Source organism: Pseudomonas sp. Irchel s3a10 (assembly GCF_900187525.1).
In the GTDB taxonomy this organism is placed as follows: Bacteria; Pseudomonadota; Gammaproteobacteria; order Pseudomonadales; family Pseudomonadaceae; genus Aquipseudomonas; species Aquipseudomonas koreensis_G.
The window spans coordinates 95807-115897 of record NZ_FYDR01000007.1; the positions used below are offsets into that span (position 1 = coordinate 95807).

21 protein-coding genes are annotated in these 20091 nt (G+C 61.7%); 16 read left to right on the forward strand and 5 right to left on the reverse strand.

All coding sequences use genetic code 11. The features are described 5' to 3' along the window. Window positions 1-93: 93 nt before the first annotated feature. The 3 genes from CKW11_RS20750 to CKW11_RS20760 all read right to left on the reverse strand — a co-directional run bounded on the left by CKW11_RS20750 (window position 94) and on the right by CKW11_RS20760 (window position 3057). Window positions 94-735: an oxidoreductase gene (locus CKW11_RS20750; RefSeq protein ID WP_095139170.1), complete on the reverse strand. Its 642-nt coding sequence runs from the start codon at window positions 733-735 to the stop codon at window positions 94-96. Between the two features lie 27 nt (window positions 736-762). After that, entirely contained in the window at window positions 763-2490 is a 1728-nt protein-coding gene (locus CKW11_RS20755; RefSeq protein ID WP_095139171.1) for a C13 family peptidase, read from the reverse strand. A 111-nt stretch (window positions 2491-2601) separates the two neighbouring features. Beyond that, the gene (locus CKW11_RS20760; protein ID WP_003228575.1) at window positions 2602-3057 is read right to left on the reverse strand and encodes a MaoC family dehydratase; all 456 of its coding nucleotides are present in this window, start codon (window positions 3055-3057) and stop codon (window positions 2602-2604) included. 180 nt (window positions 3058-3237) lie between these two features. On the opposite strand from CKW11_RS20760, the gene CKW11_RS20765 reads away from it, so the two are divergent. Genes CKW11_RS20765 through CKW11_RS20775 form a run of 3 tightly spaced genes read left to right on the forward strand, consistent with a single transcriptional unit; the run spans window position 3238 to window position 4917 of the window. Continuing rightward, window positions 3238-3600 carry a CidA/LrgA family protein gene (locus CKW11_RS20765; protein WP_095139173.1) on the forward strand — a complete coding sequence of 121 codons (363 nt, stop codon included), beginning with the start codon at window positions 3238-3240 and terminating at the stop codon, window positions 3598-3600. After that, window positions 3600-4316: an LrgB family protein gene (locus tag CKW11_RS20770; protein WP_007960614.1), complete on the forward strand. Its 717-nt coding sequence runs from the start codon at window positions 3600-3602 to the stop codon at window positions 4314-4316. Before CKW11_RS20765 ends, CKW11_RS20770 begins: the two co-directional genes overlap by 1 nt. Before the next feature lie 10 nt (window positions 4317-4326). Continuing rightward, window positions 4327-4917, forward strand: coding sequence for an LON peptidase substrate-binding domain-containing protein (locus tag CKW11_RS20775; RefSeq protein ID WP_095139175.1), 591 nt, complete (start codon window positions 4327-4329; stop codon window positions 4915-4917). A gap of 120 nt (window positions 4918-5037) precedes the next feature. Here the strand turns inward: CKW11_RS20775 and CKW11_RS20780 are convergent, their stop codons facing one another. Both CKW11_RS20780 and CKW11_RS20785 read right to left on the reverse strand, forming a co-directional pair. After that, on the reverse strand, window positions 5038-6354 hold the full coding sequence (locus CKW11_RS20780; RefSeq protein ID WP_095139177.1) for a bifunctional DedA family/phosphatase PAP2 family protein: 1317 nt from the start codon (window positions 6352-6354) through the stop codon (window positions 5038-5040). Window positions 6355-6489: 135 nt separating this feature from the next. Next, window positions 6490-7209 (reverse strand): DNA-3-methyladenine glycosylase, encoded by a 720-nt coding sequence (locus CKW11_RS20785; protein ID WP_095139179.1) that lies wholly within the window; start codon window positions 7207-7209, stop codon window positions 6490-6492. 177 nt (window positions 7210-7386) lie between these two features. Between CKW11_RS20785 and CKW11_RS20790 the strand changes: the two genes are divergently transcribed. The 13 genes from CKW11_RS20790 to CKW11_RS20850 all read left to right on the forward strand — a co-directional run bounded on the left by CKW11_RS20790 (window position 7387) and on the right by CKW11_RS20850 (window position 20042). Further along, window positions 7387-8658, forward strand: coding sequence for a glutamate-5-semialdehyde dehydrogenase (locus tag CKW11_RS20790; protein WP_095139181.1), 1272 nt, complete (start codon window positions 7387-7389; stop codon window positions 8656-8658). Further along, a complete protein-coding gene (gene nadD / locus CKW11_RS20795; RefSeq protein WP_095139183.1) occupies window positions 8627-9349 on the forward strand; it encodes a nicotinate-nucleotide adenylyltransferase in 723 nt (240 codons plus the stop codon). The genes CKW11_RS20790 and nadD overlap by 32 nt, the downstream gene beginning before the upstream one ends. A gap of 72 nt (window positions 9350-9421) precedes the next feature. Then, window positions 9422-9916, forward strand: coding sequence for a ribosome silencing factor (gene rsfS / locus CKW11_RS20800; protein ID WP_007960601.1), 495 nt, complete (start codon window positions 9422-9424; stop codon window positions 9914-9916). 9 nt (window positions 9917-9925) lie between these two features. Further along, complete coding sequence (gene rlmH, locus CKW11_RS20805) at window positions 9926-10393, forward strand: 23S rRNA (pseudouridine(1915)-N(3))-methyltransferase RlmH (protein WP_003185785.1); 468 nt, start codon at window positions 9926-9928, stop codon at window positions 10391-10393. Between the two features lie 10 nt (window positions 10394-10403). After that, the gene (mrdA, locus tag CKW11_RS20810) at window positions 10404-12299 is read left to right on the forward strand and encodes a penicillin-binding protein 2 (protein ID WP_095139185.1); all 1896 of its coding nucleotides are present in this window, start codon (window positions 10404-10406) and stop codon (window positions 12297-12299) included. A 31-nt stretch (window positions 12300-12330) separates the two neighbouring features. Further along, window positions 12331-13434 carry a rod shape-determining protein RodA gene (rodA, locus tag CKW11_RS20815; protein WP_166497270.1) on the forward strand — a complete coding sequence of 368 codons (1104 nt, stop codon included), beginning with the start codon at window positions 12331-12333 and terminating at the stop codon, window positions 13432-13434. A gap of 17 nt (window positions 13435-13451) precedes the next feature. Next, window positions 13452-14462: a lytic murein transglycosylase B gene (mltB, locus tag CKW11_RS20820; protein ID WP_007960589.1), complete on the forward strand. Its 1011-nt coding sequence runs from the start codon at window positions 13452-13454 to the stop codon at window positions 14460-14462. Continuing rightward, window positions 14462-15472 carry a septal ring lytic transglycosylase RlpA family protein gene (locus CKW11_RS20825; RefSeq protein WP_095139189.1) on the forward strand — a complete coding sequence of 337 codons (1011 nt, stop codon included), beginning with the start codon at window positions 14462-14464 and terminating at the stop codon, window positions 15470-15472. The genes mltB and CKW11_RS20825 overlap by 1 nt, the downstream gene beginning before the upstream one ends. A 187-nt stretch (window positions 15473-15659) precedes the next feature. After that, window positions 15660-16817: a D-alanyl-D-alanine carboxypeptidase family protein gene (locus CKW11_RS20830; RefSeq protein ID WP_095139191.1), complete on the forward strand. Its 1158-nt coding sequence runs from the start codon at window positions 15660-15662 to the stop codon at window positions 16815-16817. Between the two features lie 86 nt (window positions 16818-16903). Continuing rightward, complete coding sequence (locus tag CKW11_RS20835; RefSeq protein ID WP_095139193.1) at window positions 16904-17179, forward strand: DUF493 domain-containing protein; 276 nt, start codon at window positions 16904-16906, stop codon at window positions 17177-17179. Beyond that, entirely contained in the window at window positions 17179-17826 is a 648-nt protein-coding gene (lipB, locus tag CKW11_RS20840; protein ID WP_025108695.1) for a lipoyl(octanoyl) transferase LipB, read from the forward strand. Before CKW11_RS20835 ends, lipB begins: the two co-directional genes overlap by 1 nt. Window positions 17827-17851: 25 nt before the next feature. Continuing rightward, on the forward strand, window positions 17852-18850 hold the full coding sequence (lipA, locus tag CKW11_RS20845; protein ID WP_160768663.1) for a lipoyl synthase: 999 nt from the start codon (window positions 17852-17854) through the stop codon (window positions 18848-18850). A 241-nt stretch (window positions 18851-19091) separates the two neighbouring features. Further along, on the forward strand, window positions 19092-20042 hold the full coding sequence (locus CKW11_RS20850) for an LD-carboxypeptidase (RefSeq protein ID WP_095139195.1): 951 nt from the start codon (window positions 19092-19094) through the stop codon (window positions 20040-20042). Window positions 20043-20091 lie beyond the last annotated feature (49 nt).

Below are 20091 nucleotides of genomic sequence, written 5' to 3' on the forward strand. Positions count from 1 at the left end.
GGGAGTGCGTTGCACTCCAGCGCCAGCAGGTATACGCAGTGCAAATGTGGGAGCGGGCTTGCCCGCGAAGAGGCCAGCCCAGACACCACAAAACTACTTGCCGAGCTTGCGTAATTCATCCGACTCGACGACCCGCACGCCATCCTGTTCTTCCAGCGCCAGGCGCCACATCGCCCGGGCCAGTTGGCAGGCTTCGATGCCGCGATATTTGCCGGGAATCAGTTTGGAGAACGGCGCCGCCAGTTGTTCGCCCAAGCGCGGCTCGGTGCGATCTCCCAGCAATAGCGATGGTCGGCAGATGGTCAGCTGCGGCCAGTCCTGCGCGCGCAATGCCTGCTCCATCTCGCCTTTGACCCGGTTGTAGAAAATCGACGATTTCGGATCGGCGCCCAGTGCACTGATCACGATCAGGTGCCGTGCGCCCATCTCCCGCGCGCGTTTGGCGAACGCCACCACCATGTCCAGATCCACCGCGCGGAACGCGGCTTCGGAGCCGGCCTGTTTGATGGTGGTGCCGAGGCAGCAGTAGGCGATATCGACGCGACCACTGAGTTGCGGCAGAAACGCCTGTGGGTCGCCCACCGGGTTTTCCAGGTGCGGATGCTCCGCCAATGGACGACGGGACGGGGCGAGCACGCGGGTGATCGTCGGCTCGTTGAGCAAACGGTCGAGCAGATGTTCACCGGTCAGTCCGGTGGCTCCGGCAAGCAATACGTGCTGAGGCGTCAAGTACATAGTGTTTCTCCCTTGATACTGTTCAGCTTAGTTGCTGTTTGTTGCTCCGTCGTTCAATGCAGCGCTTTGCAACGCTTTTCTCGCTTGCTGTTTGCGTAGCAGTTGCCAGTGCGACAGCACGGTTTTCGGTGCCCAGATCTGCGGTTCCGAGGCTTCGAAGTTGTCTGCCAGTTCGCGTTCGGCGACGGTGGCCTTGGCCAGTTTGAAGGCCTGCTCCAGATCGTCGGTCTGGTTCAGTGCCTGAGCGAACAAGGCATCGCCGAAGTAGGTGAAGTTGGCTTCTTCCGAGCAACCGAACGACACGCGATCGGCACGCGAGGCGGTCATGATCAGGGTGCGCTCATCTTTCAGCGCGGGGATGAAACCGCCGGAATAGCACGATGAAATCACGATCACCTTGTCGCGGTTTTTCAGTGGCGCGAGCACGGCGGCAAGTTCGTCGGCGGGCAGATCGGCGAGCTCCATGCGCGGCTGGTCGAGTACCAGCTCGTGTTCGGCAGTGCCGTGGCTGGTCAGGTAGATGAAGATCAGGTCTTCCGGGCCGCTGCGTTCAGCGAGGGTCTGCGCGGCGCGGCGCAGGTTTTCGCGGGTGGCCATCGGCCGGTCGGCGAGATGCTCGCGGTGGTTGACCAGACGAATCTGGCCATAAGCGCCGAAACGCGTAGTGAGCATGTTGGCGACGTAATCGGACTCGCGCAGGAACACGCTTTGCTTGCCGTCGCCGCCGAGGGTCAGGGTGTACAGCTCGACTGCTGGCGTCGACGCAGGCACGGCGGCCAGTGCGTCATCGAGCAGACGCCCTTGGGCCAGCAAGCCGAGTTCGAGGGTGTCGGGCAACAGCTTGCCGTCGGCGTCACGTACGCGCTGGCCGTTGATCCAGGTGCCGCTGAGCACGGTGCCGTCGGTCAGCACCAGAGTGCCGCGTCCGGCGTAGCTGTCGCCGTCGAACCCGCCGATGTAGAAGCTGCCGTCAGACAGGTTCAAGCGGCCCTGACCGCTGAAGCGCCAGTCGTTGAAGTAGCCGATGTAGTGGCTGCCGTCGGCACCGATCAGCTCGCCCTTGCCGGTCAGCGCACCTTCCTTGAACTGGCCGAGCCACACGTCGCCGTCGGCGTTCTCGTAGCGGCCCTTGCCGTGCAGTTGGCTGTTCTTGAAACCGCCGACATAGATGTCGCCATCGGCACTGTTGAACGTGCCATTGCCTTCGAGCTGGCCGTTGACGAAATGGCCGCTGAACGTATTGCCGCTGGAGTCGCCGCGCTGGCCTTCGCCGTTGGGTTTGCCGTGGGCGAACTGGCCCTGATAGGAACTGCCGTCGTCCATTTCCAGACGACCCAGCCCGGAATACTGGTCAGCCTTGAACTCGCCACGGTAGGTCATGGCGTTTTCTTTCAGCGTACCTTCGCCATCGCGCCGGCCCTGCTTGAAACCGCCGGTGTAACTGCTGGCGTTGGTGGTCAGGCTACCCTGGCCATCGAACAGGCCCTGCAGGAACTGGCCACGATAGACCTCGCCGTTGCTGCCGTGCCACTCGCCCTGGCCATGCCATTGGCCCTTGTCGAACTGCCCGGCATACCAACTGCCGTTAGGGTAGTCGACGCGGCCCTGGCCTTGCAGCAAGCCGTTGACCAGTTCACCGCGATAGCGTCCGCCGTCCGGCAGCCGTGCATCCGGGGGCAACAGCGATTCGCCGTCGCCGCACGCGGTGAGCATCAGGGTCAGGGCAAGGGGTGCAAGAGAAGCGAGTGGGCGCATAGCGGGATCCGGGCAATTAGGCGACCGAGTATGCCGCAGCTATGTGACCTTATACAGCCGGTAAAAACAGCGCTGATGCGAAACAGCGTGCGCTGTTTCGCATCCCGTGACTTAAACGAAGCAGAGCGACAGCGGTTCAGCGATATAGGCCGGTTTGTCCGAGCCTTCTATCTCAAGCGTCGCGGTGGCCTTGAGCAGCCATTGACCGGGTTTTTTCTCGGTCACTTCGGCCAGATCGACCTTCAGGCGCACTTTTGAGTTGACCTTCACCGGCTGGATGAAACGCACGCTGTCCAGACCGTAATTGACCACCATCTTCAGGCCTTGCGGCAGCACGAGGATGTCCTCCATCAGTTTCGGGATCAGCGACAGTGACAGGAAACCGTGGGCAATGGTGCTGCCAAATGGCGTTTGCGCGGCTTTGACCGGGTCGACATGGATGAACTGATAATCCCCGGTGGCTTCGGCGAACAGGTTGATGCGCTCCTGATCGATGGTGAGCCATTCGGAACGTCCGAGTTCCTTGCCGACATAATCTTTGAGCTCTGCAACGGGAACATAGGGCATTGAGACTCTCCTTGGGTTCATCGGTTTTATAGTTTTTCAGGTGGGGGATTTGACCGCCCTGCGAACCACTGTAGATCAACATGGCGATTTGCTCCGGTCAACCGACCATGCTTTTGGCGAATGCCGATCCATAGCGCAGCCGTGCTTATAATGCCGAGGACTTGCGGGGGGAGATGTCTGATGTTGTTACGTGGCCTGACCATGCTGGTGCTGTTCCAATTGCTCGGCACGGCACTCAACCATTTGCTGTTGCCTGTGCTGCCGGGGCCGATCATCGGCTTGCTGCTGTTGCTGGTGTTCCTGATCATTCGCGGTGAAGTCGGCGAGCCGCTGAACCTCGCGGCCGGCAGCCTGCTGCGTTATCTGCCATTGCTGCTGGTGCCGCCGGCGGTGGGCGTGATGGTTTATGCGAGCGACATTGCCGCCGATTTCTGGGCGATCGTCGGCGCGCTGGTGCTGTCGTTGATCCTGTCGATGGCCTTCGCCGGGGTGCTGATGCAACGCCTGGTCAAGCGTCACGCGCCGCACTCGGAGGAGTCCTGATGCTCTTCGACTGGCAAGGTGCCTGGGCCTCGGTCATCCATCATCCGCTGTTCGGCATCGGCATCACTCTCGGTGCCTATCAACTGGTGCTGGCGGCGTTCGAGAAAACCCGCTGGATCTTTCTGCAACCGGTGCTGGTCTCGATGCTATTAGTGATTGGCGTGCTGGTCGGCTGCGGCCTGACCTACGCCGAGTACCGCAAGAGCACCGAGATCCTCAGCATTCTGCTGGGGCCAGCGACGGTGGCGCTGGCGGTGCCGCTGTATCTCAACCTCAAGCGCATCCGCCAATTGTTCTGGCCGATTTTTACTACGCTGGTGATAGGCGGGGTGGTCGCCACGGGCATGGGCGTATTGCTGGGCTGGTGGTTCGGTGCCGAGCACATGATCCTGATGACCATGGCGCCGAAGTCGGTGACTTCGCCGATTGCCATGCTGGTGGCCGAGCAGATCGGTGGTGTTGCGGCGCTGGCGGCGGTGTTCGTGCTGATCACCGGGGTGATCGGCGCGATCTTCGGCCCGGCGTTGCTGACCCGCCTCGGCGTGCACAGCCCTGAAGCGCGCGGCATGGCGCTGGGCATGACCGCGCACGCGGTCGGCACTTCGGTGGCGCTGCAGGAAAGCGATGAGTGCGGCGCCTTCGCGGCGCTGGCGATGAGTCTGATGGGCGTGGCCACGGCGGTGTTCCTGCCGTTGGCGGTGTCGATGGTGGTGTAAGGAAATGTCTATGAGTCTGCCGCTTTTTCCGCTGAACACAGTGCTGTTTCCCGGCTGCAACCTCGACTTGCAGATCTTCGAGGCACGCTACCTGGACATGATCGGCCGCTGCATGAAACAGGGCGGCGGTTTCGGCGTGGTGTGCATCCTCGACGGCCACGAAGTCGGCGTTGCCCCAGAAGGCTTTGCCCTGGTCGGCTGCGAAGCGCGGATCACCGATTTCCAGCAGCAGGACAACGGTCTGCTCGGGATTCGCGTACAGGGCGGGCGGCGTTTTCGGGTATTGCGCACTGAAGTGCAGCGCGATCAGTTGATCCTCGCCGACGTCGAGTGGCTGGACGATGAGCCGGAGCAACCGCTGCAGGACGAAGACGCCGATCTGGTGGCGCTGCTCAAGGCCTTGGCCGAGCACCCGATGGTCGAGGCGTTGAACATGGGCAGCGAAGCGCTGGGGCAGCAGTCGCTGGCCAACCAGCTGGCGTATCTGCTGCCGTTCGCCGAAGAAGACAAGATCGACCTGCTGCAACTCGACGATCCGCAGCAGCGACTGGATGCGATCCAGGCGCTGCTTGATGAGTTGCAGGGCGAGCTGTTCGCCTGATCGAAAAGGATCGCAGCCTGCGGCAGCTCCTACAGGGTTTTGGTTTCACATTCGCGCGATGGCGTGGGTGTGAAACGAAATCTCATGTAGGAGCTGCCGCAGGCTGCGATCTTTTGATTCTCAATAAGCGTAACGCAACATCGTTTGCGGCAGATGCCTGAAGACAAACAGGCTGAACAGCAACAGCAGCGCCGGCAGAATCAGCCACCAGACCTTGAACGGCATGGCATTGAGCGGCGTCTGGCGCTGGCTCAGCCACAGACCCGCCGCACACACGCATGCCGCCAGCATTGCGCCGGCCAGAATATCCGTCGGCCAATGCGCACCCAGGTACACCCGTGACAGGGCAATCGACAGCGCTGGAATACAGCCGAGCAGCAGCCAGGTCAGGCGCATGCGTGGCGGTTGGCCGCGACCGGCGAGAACCGCCAGCACCAGAAACAGCGCGAAAGCCCCCGACGCATGGCCGCTGGGCATGCTGTAACTGGTCAGCGGATCGGTCAGCACCTCCGGGCGGACCCGGGCGAAAAACTGTTTGGTGACGGTATTGAGCAGTGCGGTGCACAGCAGCACGCCACCGGCAAAGATTGCCTGGCGCCATTGCCGGCACAGCAGCAACAGGCCGGTAAGCAGGGCGCTGAACATCAGCATGTTGCGAAATTCACCGATCAGGGTGAACGTCACCGCGATCTCGTCCAGCATCGGTTGGCGATGTTCCTGCACCAGAGTCATCACGCCTTGGTCGAGGGCGTGCAGATACGGATAGCCAGTAAACAGGCCGATCAGAATCAACAGGCTCATGCTGCTGATCCAGATCGTCGCCCGGCGATGCTGGCGCAAGCTGCTGTTGACGCTCATGCCGACCATCACCGCAATACTGGCGGCAACGATGCCGGCCTGCAGCCAGAAACCTTCCGGCAGCGGCAAGCGGATCGCCGCGCCGGTGGCCCAACCCGGCAACAGGTAGGCGACGCTCCAGCCGGCGGCGGCCAGCAGGCTGACGGCGGCGAAACGCGGGAAGGGCATGTCGCACATCCCGGCGACCATCGGCAGCATCGGCCGCAACGGCCCGATGAAGCGCCCGACCAGCAGGCTGGCAATGCCGTAACGCTGGAAGTAGGTTTCGGCCCCGGCCATCCATTCCGGATGGTGGCGCAGCCCTGGCAAACGGCGGATATTCTGGTGGAAGTGGCGGCCGAGGAAGTACGAGATCACGTCGCCGAGAATCCCGCCGAGAAAGCCCAGCAGCAGCGTTTCGCTCAGCGACAGCGCGCCACTGCCGGCCAGTACCGCGACGGCAAACAGCAACACCGTGCCGGGCACGATCAGCCCGGCAATCGCCAGGCACTCCACGCAAGCGACGATAAATACCGCAGCCGCCAGCCACTGCGGATTGGCGGCGAGCCACCCGGTCACGCTATCGAGCCATGGGCCCATACACTCAACTCCATCAAATCTTCAAATTGATCCTTGTAGGAGTGAGCCTGCTCGCGATGGCGCCTGGTCAGTCGACTTCTTCGTTGACTGATGCACCGCTATCGCGAGCAGGCTCACTCCTACAGTGAATTCCTTTTACTTCAGCCCTGCCTCTAACCCCGGCAGCAAAAAATAATCGCGACCTTCGACCTGGCCCCGGCGCAGCGGGTTCCGCGTACACCATTGCGCATAGCTGGCGTCGACGAAGCGATACATCAGGTGTTCGTCGCGGCCCTGGGGGATGCCCAGGCGGGTGGTCTGAATGATCTGCGTCGGCGCCGGCCCGGTGTCTTCCACCAGCATCAGCTCATGATCGAAACGCTTGGCGTCCCACATCGGCACCTTCAGCCCGAGCGCCTTGCACAGCAGCGTCTGCCCGGCGCAAAGCTTTTGCGAAGGGCGCGGTCGACCTTGAGCATCGGGATTGTTCAGCAGCATCTGCGCCAGACTCGCCGGCCCGCTGATTTCATCGACCCACGGGTAGGCGGACTTGATCAGCACCGCGTTGCCCGGCCCCTGAGCGCTGAAGTTCAGCGAATCACCACCCCGTGCGTAATACATATAGATGTGTCCGCCATCCAGAAACAAAGCCTTACGCTTTTCCGTGTAGCCGAGCGATGCATGACTGCCTTTCTCCGCGCAGTAATAGGCTTCGGTTTCGATGATCCGGGCGCTGAGCCACAGATCGCCGACCCGGTGGCGGATGACTTTGCCGAGCAGATCGCGGGCCAGCACTTGCGCGTCACGGTCGAAAAAAGCGTCTGGAAGGCCCAGAGGCAGGCGCTCGTCGTTGGCGCGAACGGTCAGGTTGGACATGGCAAACGGTGGTTATCCAGGCGAAGGAGGTCGTGATGATAACAATCCGCGGCTTAATTACGGCTGAACGTCGGCAAATTGCAGTCCATTTCGACCATCCGCCTGTCACCGCTGTTAGTCCCGGGACGCGACAGCTATAATCTGCCGCTTTCCTCTTTGCCAAGACCCCAGCAGACCATGACTGAGTCCGTTCTTGACTACATGACCCGATTGGGTCGCGCCGCCCGCGAAGCTTCCCGGGTCATCGGCCGTGCCAGCACCGCGCAGAAGAACCGCGCCCTGCAGGCTGCTGCCAATGCGCTGGACGCTGCTCGCGCCGAGCTGGCCGCAGCCAATGAACAGGATCTGGCCGCCGGTCGCGCCAACGGTCTGGAGCCGGCACTGCTGGAGCGTCTGGAACTGACCCCGGCGCGCATCGACGGCATGATCGTCGGCCTGCGTCAGGTGGCAGCACTGCCCGACCCGGTCGGTGCGATCCGTGACATGAGCTTCCGCCCGTCCGGGATTCAGGTCGGCAAGATGCGCGTACCGCTGGGCGTGATCGGGATCATCTACGAATCCCGGCCCAACGTGACCATCGATGCCGCCAGCCTGTGCCTGAAGTCCGGCAACGCGACCATCCTGCGTGGTGGCTCCGAGGCGATTCATTCCAACCGGGCGATTGCCGCTTGCATTCAGCGCGGTCTGGCCGAGGCCGAATTGCCGGCAGCCGTGGTGCAAGTGGTCGAAACCACAGACCGTGCCGCCGTCGGCGCGATGATCAGCATGCCCGAGTACGTCGACGTCATCGTGCCACGCGGTGGTCGAGGCCTGATCGAACGCATCAGCCGCGATGCGCGCGTGCCGGTGATCAAGCACCTGGACGGCATCTGCCACGTATTTGTCAGCGAGCACGCCGATCTGGCGAAGGCCCAGCGCATCGCCTTCAATGCCAAGACTTACCGTTATGGCATCTGCGGCGCGATGGAGACTTTGCTCGTCGATCAAAGTGTTGCCAAGGATTTCCTGCCGTCGATGGCTGCCCAGTTCCGCGAGAAAGGCGTCGAGCTGCGTGGCTGCGAACGCACCCGGGCGATCATCGACGCGGTGGCGGCCAGCGAAGACGACTGGAGCACCGAGTATCTGGCGCCGATCCTGTCGATCCGGGTGGTCGACGGACTGGATCAGGCCATCGAACACATCAACCATTACGGCTCGCATCACACCGACTCGATCGTCAGCGAAAACCTCGCCGACACCCGGCGTTTCGTCGCGGAAGTCGACTCGGCGTCGGTGATGATCAACACCCCGACGTGCTTCGCCGATGGATTCGAGTACGGATTGGGTGCCGAGATCGGCATTTCTACTGATAAGCTGCACGCCCGCGGCCCGGTGGGTCTCGAAGGACTGACCTGCGAGAAGTACATCGTGGTCGGTGATGGCCAGTTGCGCGGCCAGGCGACGGTCTGACTTGACCGACCTCGACCTGACAGCGCCGCTGCCTGACGGCGAACTCCGACCCCGGCGCATCGGCATACTGGGCGGCACGTTCGATCCAGTGCACATCGGCCATTTGCGCGGTGCGCTGGAAGTCGCCGAAGCGCTGCTGCTCGACGAGCTGCGCATGATGCCCAGCGCCCGGCCGCCGCACCGCGATACGCCGCAGGTGTCGGCGCAGGATCGGTTGGCAATGGTTGAGTGCGCGGTGGCCGGAGTGCCGCCGCTGGTGGTGGATGCCCGCGAATTGCAGCGGGACAAACCGTCCTACACCATTGATACCCTGGAGTTGATGCGTGCCGAAATGGCCGCCGAGACCCAGGTTTTTCTGCTTTTGGGCTGGGACGCATTTTGCGGCCTGCCCACTTGGCACCGCTGGGAAGAGTTGCTCCAGCATTGCCATATCCTGGTGCTACAGCGCCCGGACGCCGACAGCGAACCGCCGGATGCCTTGCGCAACCTGCTGGCAGCGCGTTCGGTGAGCGACCCGCTGGCCCTGAAAGGGCCGAGCGGACAGATTGCATTCGTCTGGCAGACACCGCTCGCGGTTTCCGCCACCCAGATCCGTCAACTGCTGGCCAGCGGTAAGTCGGTACGTTTCCTGGTGCCCGACGCGGTCCTGGCCTACATCGATGCGCACGGTCTGTACCGTGCGTCGAACTGAACAAGGCGTGCTTCACTGATACGAATCCACGTATCGCCAAGCCGCCGAATACATGAGCAAAACGAGTTTTATATGACCGACAAAGATGTAAGCAAAGTTAAGCGCAAAGGCACCTTCAAGAGCGCGCCGCTGCCGGAAGTCGCCAACACCAACGAGCCGCTCAAGGGCGACGAGCTGGTCAAGGTTGCCGTGGCAGCCCTGGAAGACGTCAAGGCGCAAGACATCCAGATCATCGATGTGCGTGACAAGCAGAGCATCACCGACTACATGATCATCGCCACCGGTACCTCCAATCGCCAGATCAACGCGATGCTGGACAAGGTCCGTGAAGAAGTCAAAAAGCAGGGCGCCAAGCCGCTGGGCGAAGAAGGCAAGGGCGACAGCGACTGGGTTCTGCTCGACCTCGACCTGGTGATCGTGCACATGATGACTGCCTCGGCGCGTCAGTTCTACGACCTGGAACGCCTGTGGGCCGGCGCCGAGCAAAGCCGTGCGGCAGATGCCAAGCACCACAGCCCGGAAAACACCCACGAGCATTTCACCAAGCTCAACAAAGACCAGCTGTAAGGGATTGCTGTGCGACTGCGACTGATCGCCGTCGGTTCACGCATGCCCAAGTGGGTGGAAGAAGGCTGGCATGAATATGCCAAGCGTCTTCCGTCCGAGCTGGCGCTGGAACTGGTGGAAATTCCGCTCAATACCCGTGGCAAGAACGCCGACGTGGCCCGTTTCATCCGCCAGGAAGGCGAAGCCATGCTGGCCAAGGTCGGGCCGAACGAGCGGATTGTCACGCTGGAAGTCCACGGCAAGCCCTGGAGCACCGAGCAACTGGCGGTCGAACTCGACCGTTGGCGGCTGGATTCGCGCACGGTCAACTTCATGGTCGGCGGCCCCGAAGGGCTGGCGCCGGAAGTCTGCGCCCGCGCCGATCAGCGCTGGTCGTTGTCGCCGCTGACCTTGCCGCACCCGCTGGTGCGGATCCTGATCGGCGAACAGCTGTACCGTGCCTGGACCGTGCTGTCCGGTCACCCTTACCACAAGTAGTCCTGCCCTCATGTCTCAGCCGATCCGCATCAAGGACCACGAAAAGGACGCCCGCCTGGTGCGTAGCCGCGTCGTGTTCGGGGCCGTGGCGATCATGCTGTTGATCGGCGTGCTGATTGCGCGGCTGTACTACTTGCAGGTGATCCAGTACGAGTACCACTCGACGCTCTCGGAAAACAACCGGGTCCATGTGCAGCCGATACCGCCGACCCGTGGGCTGATCTTCGACCGCAACGGCGTGGTGGTGGCGGACAACCGCCCCAGCTTCAGCCTGAGCATGACCCGCGAGCGCTCCGGCGACTGGCAGCAAGTGCTCGACGTGATCGTCGAAGTGCTGCAGCTGACGCCCGAGGACCGGGTGATCTTCGAGAAGCGCATGCGTCAGGGGCGCCGGCCGTTCGAGCCGGTGCCGATCCTGTTCGAGCTGACCGAAGAGCAGATCGCCCGGATCGCGGTGAACCAGTTCCGCCTGCCTGGGGTGGAAGTGGTTGCGCAGCTGGTGCGCCACTACCCGCAGGGCGCACACTTTGCGCACTCGGTGGGTTACATGGGGCGGATCAACGAGAAAGAGCTGAAGACCCTCGATCCGGTCAACTACAGCGGCACCCACCACATCGGCAAGACCGGCATCGAGCGTTTCTACGAGCCGGAACTGCACGGCCAGGTGGGTTACGAGGAAGTCGAGACCAACGCCCGGGGCCGCGTGTTGCGCGTGCTGAAGCGGACCGATCCGATTCCCGGCAAGGACATCGTCCTGAGTCTGGACATCAAACTGCAGGAAGCAGCGGAAGCTGCACTGGGCGGGCGTCGCGGCGCGGTGGTTGCGCTCGATCCGAACACCGGCGAAGTGCTGGCGATGGTCAGTCAGCCGAGTTTCGACCCGAACCTGTTTGTCACCGGCATCAGCTTCAAGGCCTATGCCGAGCTGCGCGATTCCATCGACCGGCCGCTGTTCAACCGCGTTCTGCGCGGTCTGTACCCCCCGGGTTCGACGATCAAGCCGGCGGTGGCGATTGCCGGTCTTGATGCCGGAGTGGTGACGGCGTCGAGCCGGGTGTTCGACCCCGGTTACTACATGCTGCCCAACTACGATCACAAATACCGCAACTGGAACCGCACCGGTGACGGCTTCGTCGACCTCGACACGGCGATCATGCGTTCCAACGACACCTACTTCTATGACCTGGCGCACAAGCTGGGCATCGATCGGCTGTCGGCCTACATGAACAAGTTCGGCATCGGCCAGAAGGTCTCGCTGGACATGTTCGAAGAATCCCCTGGCCTGATGCCGTCCCGCGAGTGGAAACGTGCGACGCGCAAGCAGGCGTGGTTCCCGGGTGAAACCCTGATTCTGGGGATTGGCCAGGGTTATATGCAGTCCACACCGTTGCAACTGGCGCAGGCCACGGCGCTGGTCGCCAACAAAGGCATCTGGAACCGCCCGCACTTGGCCAAGACCATCGAAGGCGCAAAACCTGTGGATGAGAACCCGATGCCGAACATCGTCCTGCGCGATCCGTCGGACTGGACCAAGGTCAACCACGGCATGCAGCAGGTGATGCACGGCGCCCGGGGTACCGCGCGCAAGGCGGCGATCGGTGCGCAATATCGTATTGCCGGCAAGTCGGGTACAGCTCAAGTCGTCGCGATCAAGCAAGGCGAGAAATACGACCGTTCCAAGGTTCAGGAGCGCCACCGCGACCACGCCTTGTTCGTCGGATTCGCCCCGGCCGACAACCCGAAAATAGTCGTTTCGGTGATGGTCGAGAACGGTGAGTCCGGTTCCGGAGTCGCCGCGCCAGTGGTGCGTCAGGTCATGGATGCCTGGCTTCTGGATCAGGATGGTCGGTTGAAGGCCGAATACGCCGGTCCTATCAGTGCGGAGGCTACGGCCCGTGATGAATAATTTTGATCGCATGCTCTCCAGCGAGGATGTGATGCGTCGCCGGGCGACGCTGCTGCAACGTCTGCATATCGATGGTCCGCTGTTGATCCTGCTGCTGATCCTCGCCGCAGGCAGTCTGTTCGTGCTGTATTCGGCCAGTGGCAAGAGCTGGGATCTGCTGGGTAAACAGGCCACCTCGTTCGGCATCGGTCTGGTGTCGATGATCGTCATTGCCCAGTTCGAACCGCGCTTCATGGCGCGTTGGGTGCCGCTCGGTTACGTGATCGGCGTGGTGCTGCTGTTGGTGGTGGACATCATGGGCCACAACGCCATGGGCGCGACGCGCTGGATCAACATCCCCGGGGTGATCCGCTTCCAGCCCTCGGAGTTCATGAAGATTCTGATGCCGGCGACGATTGCCTGGTATCTGTCCAAGCGCACGCTGCCGCCGCAGCTCAAGCACGTCGGCATCAGCCTGATGCTGATCGGCGTGCCGTTCATTCTGATCGTGCGCCAACCTGACCTCGGGACTTCGCTGCTGATTCTGGCCGGCGGTGCGTTCGTGCTGTTCATGGGCGGCCTGCGCTGGCGCTGGATCCTCAGCGTACTGGCTGCCGCCGTGCCGGTGGCGATCGCCATGTGGTTCTTCATCATGCACGACTACCAGAAGCAGCGGATCCTCACGTTCCTCGACCCGGAAAGCGATCCGCTCGGCACCGGCTGGAACATCATCCAGTCGAAAGCCGCGATCGGTTCCGGCGGTGTGTTCGGCAAGGGCTGGCTGCTGGGCACCCAGTCCCACCTGGACTTTTTGCCGGAAAGCCACACCGACTTCATCATCGCCGTACTGGGCGAAGAGTTCGGTCTGGTGGGCATCTGCGCGCTGCTGCTGATCTATCTGTTGCTGATCGGTCGCGGCCTGGTGATTACCGCCCAGGCGCAGACGCTGTTCGGCAAACTGCTCGCCGGCGCGCTGACCATGACGTTTTTTGTTTATGTTTTCGTCAACATCGGTATGGTCAGTGGCCTGTTGCCGGTGGTGGGGGTGCCGTTGCCCTTCATTAGCTACGGAGGAACTTCGCTGGTGACACTGCTGTCAGCGTTTGGGGTTTTGATGTCGATTCATACGCATCGCAAGTGGATCGCACAGGTTTGAATAAGGTGAAGAGTTCAATGCAAGTCATGCGCAGCTGGGCGACTCGTTACGCGCCGTGGGTCGGCCTGGTCGGCATCCTTGGCAGCGCGCAGGAAGCGCTGGCCGGCGATTACGAAGGTTCACCGCAGGTGGCCGAATTCGTCGGTGAAATGACCCGCGACTACGGTTTTGCCGGCGAGCAACTGATGGCGGTGTTCCGCGAGGCCCAGCGCAAGCAGGCGATTCTCGACGCGATCTCCAAACCCGCCGAGCGGGTCAAACAGTGGAAAGAATATCGCCCGATGTTCATCACCGACGCGCGCATCGCCCGTGGTGTGGACTTCTGGCGCCAGCACGAGGCTGTACTGGCCCGTGCCGAGCAGGAATATGGCGTACCGGCACAAGTCATCGTGTCGATCATCGGCGTCGAGACCTTTTTCGGACGTAATACCGGCAATTACCGGGTGATTGATGCGTTGTCCACGCTCGGTTTCGACTATCCTCCCCGTGCCGAATTTTTCCGCAAGGAATTGCGTGAGTTCCTGCTGCTGGCCCGCGAAGAACAGGTCGATCCGTTGACCCTCAAGGGCTCGTACGCCGGGGCGATGGGCTTGCCGCAGTTCATGCCGAGCAGCTTTCGCGCCTATGCGGTGGATTTCGACGGTGACGGTCACATCAATATCTGGACCAATCCGGACGATGCGATCGGCAGCGTGGCCAGTTACTTCAAGCGGCATGGCTGGGTCGCCGGGGAACCGGTGGTCAGCCGCGCCGATGTGCGCGGCGAGCAGGTCGATGAAGGCCTGACCACCGGCATCGAGCCAACGAAAACGGTCGGAGAGTTGCGAGCGCTGGGCTGGTCAAGTCATGATGCGCTGCGCGATGATATGCCGGTTACTGCATTTCGCCTCGAAGGCGACAACGGCCCTGAATACTGGATGGGCCTGAAGAATTTCTACGCGATCACGCGTTATAACCGCAGCGTGATGTACGCCATGGCTGTACATCAACTGTCTGAAGAGCTGGTAAAAGCACGGGGCGTCAAGTAATGCGGGCATTGCCTATCAATAAACCCCTGAAGCTGGTGGCATTCGCTGCGTTGGCGGTGCTGGTCGCCAGCTGTTCGACCAGCCGCGCGCCGACCCAGAAGACCCCGTCCACTGCCGTACGTGCGCAGCCGGGGCTGGACATCAACCGCGCGCACAAAGACGGCGCGCCGTGGTGGGATGTCGATGTTTCGCGCATCCCGGACGCCACGCCGACCCTGCACACCGGTCCGTACAAGGCCAACCCGTACACCGTGCTGGGCAAGACCTATTTCCCGTTGCAGGAATCCAAGACCTACGTCGCCTCGGGCACGGCGTCCTGGTACGGCACCAAGTTCCACGGGCAGAACACCGCCAACGGCGAAGTGTATGACCTGTACGGCATGAGTGCCGCCCACAAGACTCTGCCACTGCCAAGTTACGTTCGGGTGACCAATCTGGACAACAACAAGAGCGTGATCCTGCGGGTCAACGATCGCGGGCCGTTCTATTCGGACCGGATCATCGACTTGTCCTACGCGGCCGCGAAGAAGCTCGGTTATGCCGAAACCGGCACCGCGCGGGTCAAGGTCGAGGGCATCGATCCGCAGCAATGGTGGGCCGCCAAGGGCCGTCCGGCGCCGCTGATGCTCAACGAGCCGCAAGTCGCGCAGAATAGCGCCCCGGTGATCACGGCGTCGGCCGGTACCATCGAGCAGTGGACTCCGCCGCCGCAGCAACATGCCTCTGACACTGTCCCTGTACAGATCAGCGCAAAAAAAAACGCTTCTGCACCAGCGTCTGGCCAGTATCTGCAGGTGGGCGCGTTCGCCAACCCGGACGCTGCAGAACTCCTGAGGTCGAAGCTCAGCGGGATGGTGAGCGCTCCGGTGTTCATCAGCTCGATCGTGCGCAATCAGCAGACCCTGCACCGGGTACGCCTGGGGCCGATCGGTTCGCCGGGTGAAATCGCCCAGGTGCAGAACAGTGTGCGCCTGGCCAATCTCGGCTCGCCGAGCGTGGTCACCGAGTAAGAAACGTAGCACTTGATTGACGGTTCACCTGCGGTTTTGGGGGGTGAACCAGGTTGTTGGCTCGTCGAAGAACAAAAGCCCGGCAAGGGTGACTGGAGTGAGCAACTGAACACGCGATGGCCCGTTAGAAGGCTGTCTGAATAGTTTTGCCCTCGGGCAAGTTTCCATTAGCGATTTCGAGAGACGGATGAACATCACCACCTTTGCCAAACGCCTGTGTCTGCTAGTCCCGCTGCTCCTCTCGCCAGCCGCTTTCGCGGCCGAGATGATGCCGTCGCCACCTCAACTGGCTGCAAAAGCTTACGTGCTCATGGACGCCAGCAGCGGCAACGTGCTGGTGGAGAACAACGGTGACCAGCGTCTGCCGCCAGCCAGCCTGACCAAACTGATGACCGCGTACATCGCTACGCTGGAAATCCGTCGTGGCCAGATCGGTGAGAACGACCCGGTGACCGTCAGCGAAAACGCCTGGCGTACCGGCGGTTCGCGGATGTTCATCAAAGTCGGCTCGCAAGTGACCGTCAGCGACCTGCTGCACGGCATCATCATCCAGTCCGGCAACGACGCCAGCGTGGCGCTGTCCGAGCACATCGCCGGCAGCGAAGACGCGTTCGCCGACCTGATGAACAAGACGGTCACCGATCTGGGCATGACCAACTCGCACTTCATGAACCCCACCGGTCTGCCGAACCCTGAGCACTACTCGTCGGCTCACGACATGGCGATCCTGGCGCGCGCGATCATCCACGAAGACCCGGCTCACTACGCGATCTATTCGCAGAAAGAGTTCTTCTGGAACGGCATCAAGCAGCCTAACCGCAACCTGCTGCTGTGGCGCGACAAGACCGTTGACGGTCTGAAAACCGGTCACACCGACGAAGCCGGCTACTGCATGGTGTCCTCGGCTGTCCGTGACGGCCAGCGTCTGATCGCCGTGGTGTTCGGCACCAACAGCGAAGTGGCGCGCGCCGCTGAAACCCAGAAACTGCTGACCTACGGCTTCCGTTTCTTCGAAACCCAGACCTTCTACCAGAAGGGCACCGAACTGGCTCAGGCCCCGGTGTGGAAAGGCACCACCAGTCAAGTCAAGGCCGGCCTGGCTCAAGACCTGACCATGACTCTGCCAAAAGGCCAGCTGAAAAAGCTCGCTGCCAGCATGACCATGAACCCGCAACTGATCGCGCCGATCGCCAAGGGCGATGTGATCGGTAAAGTCGAAGTGAAACTGGACGACAAGGTAGTGCACAGCGCCGACCTGATCGCCCTGGACGCTGTCGAGGAGGGTGGTATCTTCCGCCGCATGTGGGATAGCATCCGTCTATTCTTCTACGGCTTGTTCAACTGATTGAGTGTTGACCTGCATGGCCCCGTTCCTGTCCGGTTCGGGGCCATGTGCGTTACCACGGCTTACGCTTACGAGGCCGTTACGCCATGACCGATACCGAAGTAAAGGCGCCAAAGATCGAATTCCCCGCTAAGGACTACCCGATTAAAGTGATCGGTGAGACAGGTGTTGGGAACAAGGACAAGATCGTCGCAATCGTTGAGAAGCATGCGGACATCAATCATAGCCTTGATGTCGAACGCCAAAGCACCAACGGCAAGTACACCACCATCCAGTTGCACATCGTCGCGACCGATCAGGATCAGCTGTACAACATCAACAGCGAACTGCGGGCGACCGGTTTCGTGCACATGGTGTTGTGATGCCGGGCACGCTGGGCTTTCGCGAACTTGGCCAGATGGCTTACGAGCCGGTCTGGCATGCCATGCAACGCTTCACCAACGAACGTGGCAGCAATGCCGCCGACGAAATCTGGCTGGTCGAGCACCCTCCAGTGTTCACCCAGGGCCAGGCCGGCAAAGCCGAACATCTGTTGCTGCCGGGCGATATCCCGGTGGTACAGGTCGATCGCGGCGGGCAGGTGACTTATCATGGCCCGGGCCAGTTGGTCGCCTACCTGTTGCTGGACGTACGCAAGCTTGGCTTCGGCGTACGTGATCTGGTCACGCGCATGGAACAGTGCCTGATCGAACTGCTGGCCAGCTACGGCGTCACCGCCGCCGCCAAGCCAGATGCTCCCGGCGTCTACGTCGACGGAGCGAAAATCGCTTCTCTGGGTTTGCGGATTCGCCACGGTTGCTCCTTTCATGGCCTGGCCCTGAACGTGGATATGAACCTGGAGCCGTTTCGACGGATTAATCCCTGCGGCTATGCCGGGCTGGCGATGACCCAGCTGAGCGATCACGCAGGATCGATTGAATTTGCCGAGGTAAGTGCCCGGCTGCGCGCGCAGCTCGTCAAACACCTCGACTATGCTGAGCAGACGACCCTGACGGGCGGAATCGACTGATATGACTACTGATGCAGTGCAAACCATGATCCCGACGCTCGACGTGACCGAGCGCCCGGCCCCGCGTCCCAAGGTTGAAGCCGGCGTCAAGCTGCGCGGCGCCGAGAAGGTTGCACGCATCCCGGTAAAGATCATTCCGACTACCGAACTGCCGAAGAAACCCGACTGGATTCGCGTGCGCATCCCGGTTTCGCCGGAAGTCGACCGTATCAAGAGCCTGCTGCGCAAGCACAAGCTGCACAGCGTCTGCGAAGAAGCCTCCTGCCCGAACCTGGGCGAGTGCTTCTCCGGCGGCACCGCGACCTTCATGATCATGGGCGACATCTGCACCCGTCGTTGCCCGTTCTGCGACGTTGGCCACGGTCGTCCGAAGCCACTGGACGTCAACGAGCCGGAAAGCCTGGCGATCGCCATTGCCGACCTCAAGCTCAAGTACGTGGTGATCACCTCGGTTGACCGCGACGACCTGCGCGACGGCGGTGCCCAGCACTTCGCCGACTGCATCCGCGAGATCCGCAAGCTGTCGCCGAACGTGCAGCTGGAAACCCTGGTTCCGGACTACCGTGGCCGCATGGACATCGCCCTGGAAATCACCGCCGCCGAGCCGCCGGATGTGTTCAACCACAACCTGGAAACCGTGCCGCGCCTGTACAAGGCTGCGCGTCCGGGTTCGGACTACCAGTGGTCGCTGACCCTGTTGCAACGCTTCAAGCAGATGATGCCGCACATTCCGACCAAGTCCGGCCTGATGCTGGGTCTGGGTGAGACCGACGAAGAAGTCATCGAAGTCATGAAGCGCATGCGCGAACACGACATCGACATGCTGACCCTCGGCCAGTACCTGCAACCGTCGCGCAGCCACTTGCCGGTGCAGCGTTTCGTGCACCCGGACACCTTCGCCTGGTTCGCCGAGGAAGGTTACAAGATGGGCTTCAAGAACGTCGCTTCCGGTCCGCTGGTACGTTCCTCGTACCACGCCGACGAGCAGGCGAAACTGGTCAAGGCCGAGCTGCTCGGTTCCTGATCCGGCGCTGATAGCCTCGAAAAATACCCGCTTCGGCGGGTATTTTTGTTTGGGCCTGTGAAAACCTGTGGCGAGGGAGCTTGCTCCCGCCAGGGTGCGATGCAGTCCAAAATCTTGGGGTCGCTGCGCAACCCAGCGGGAGCAAGCTCCCTTGCCACGGGTTATTGGGTAGTTCACCTCTTTTGTTTATTTCTGTTCCTGACTACTGTGTCTGCAAGACTTCACACAGGGAGACCCATGGATGACCGTTCGACCGACCCACACCCTTTTTCCGCACAAACCCGTACCGGCGCTGCCATCCGAAGGGCTGATCGGCGTGATCGCCCCTGCTGGCCCCGGTGCGCTGGACACGGAAAAGGCTGTGCAATGGATGCGCGCCCGCGGGTATGCGCTGAAAGTGTTCCCCGGTGTCTACGAGAAAGATGGCTATCTGGCCGGCAGCGACGACGTACGCCTCAATGACCTGCACGCCGCATTCGCTGACCCCGAAGTCGACGCGATCATCTGCCTGCGCGGCGGCTACGGTACGCCGCGCCTGCTGGACCGGATCGATTACGATCTGCTCAGCCGTCATGCCAAACCATTTGTCGGCTACAGCGATATCACCGCGCTGCATCTGGCGATCAGCCGCTACGCCGGGTTCGTGACCTTCCACGGCCCGCTGCTCAACGCCGATTTGCTGGGCGACAAGGAGCCGCCGACCGTCACCTCATTCTTCGCCATGCTGCGCGGTCAGTTGAAGGCGGGCAGTGTGCTGAGTCATCCGGTGGCTTATCCGTTGACCACGGTCGAACCGGGCATCGCGCATGGGCGCTTGCTTGGCGGCAATCTGGCGATGATTGCTTCGACGTTGGGCACGCCTTATGAAATCGACGTGGAAGGGGTAATCCTGCTGATCGAGGACGTCAACGAGCCGTTGTACAGGATCGATCGTTTGCTCACGCAGATGCGTCTGGCCGGCAATCTGGCCCGATTGCGTGGGGTGCTGGTCGGTGATGTGGCCGGGGTCGATATCGAGGCGCTGAATCGCTTGCTCAAGCAGACGTTCGAACCGTTACGGATTCCGGTGCTGTCGGGGTGGCGCAGCGGGCATTGCAACCCGAACCTGACGCTGCCGATGGGGGCGCTGGTGCGACTGGATGCGGGGAAGAAGGAATTGATGTTGGAACAGGATGTAGTGATCAAACGCTAGGGTTTGGTTGCCAGTGAGTCAGTCTTCGGGAGCAAGCCCCCTCCCACAT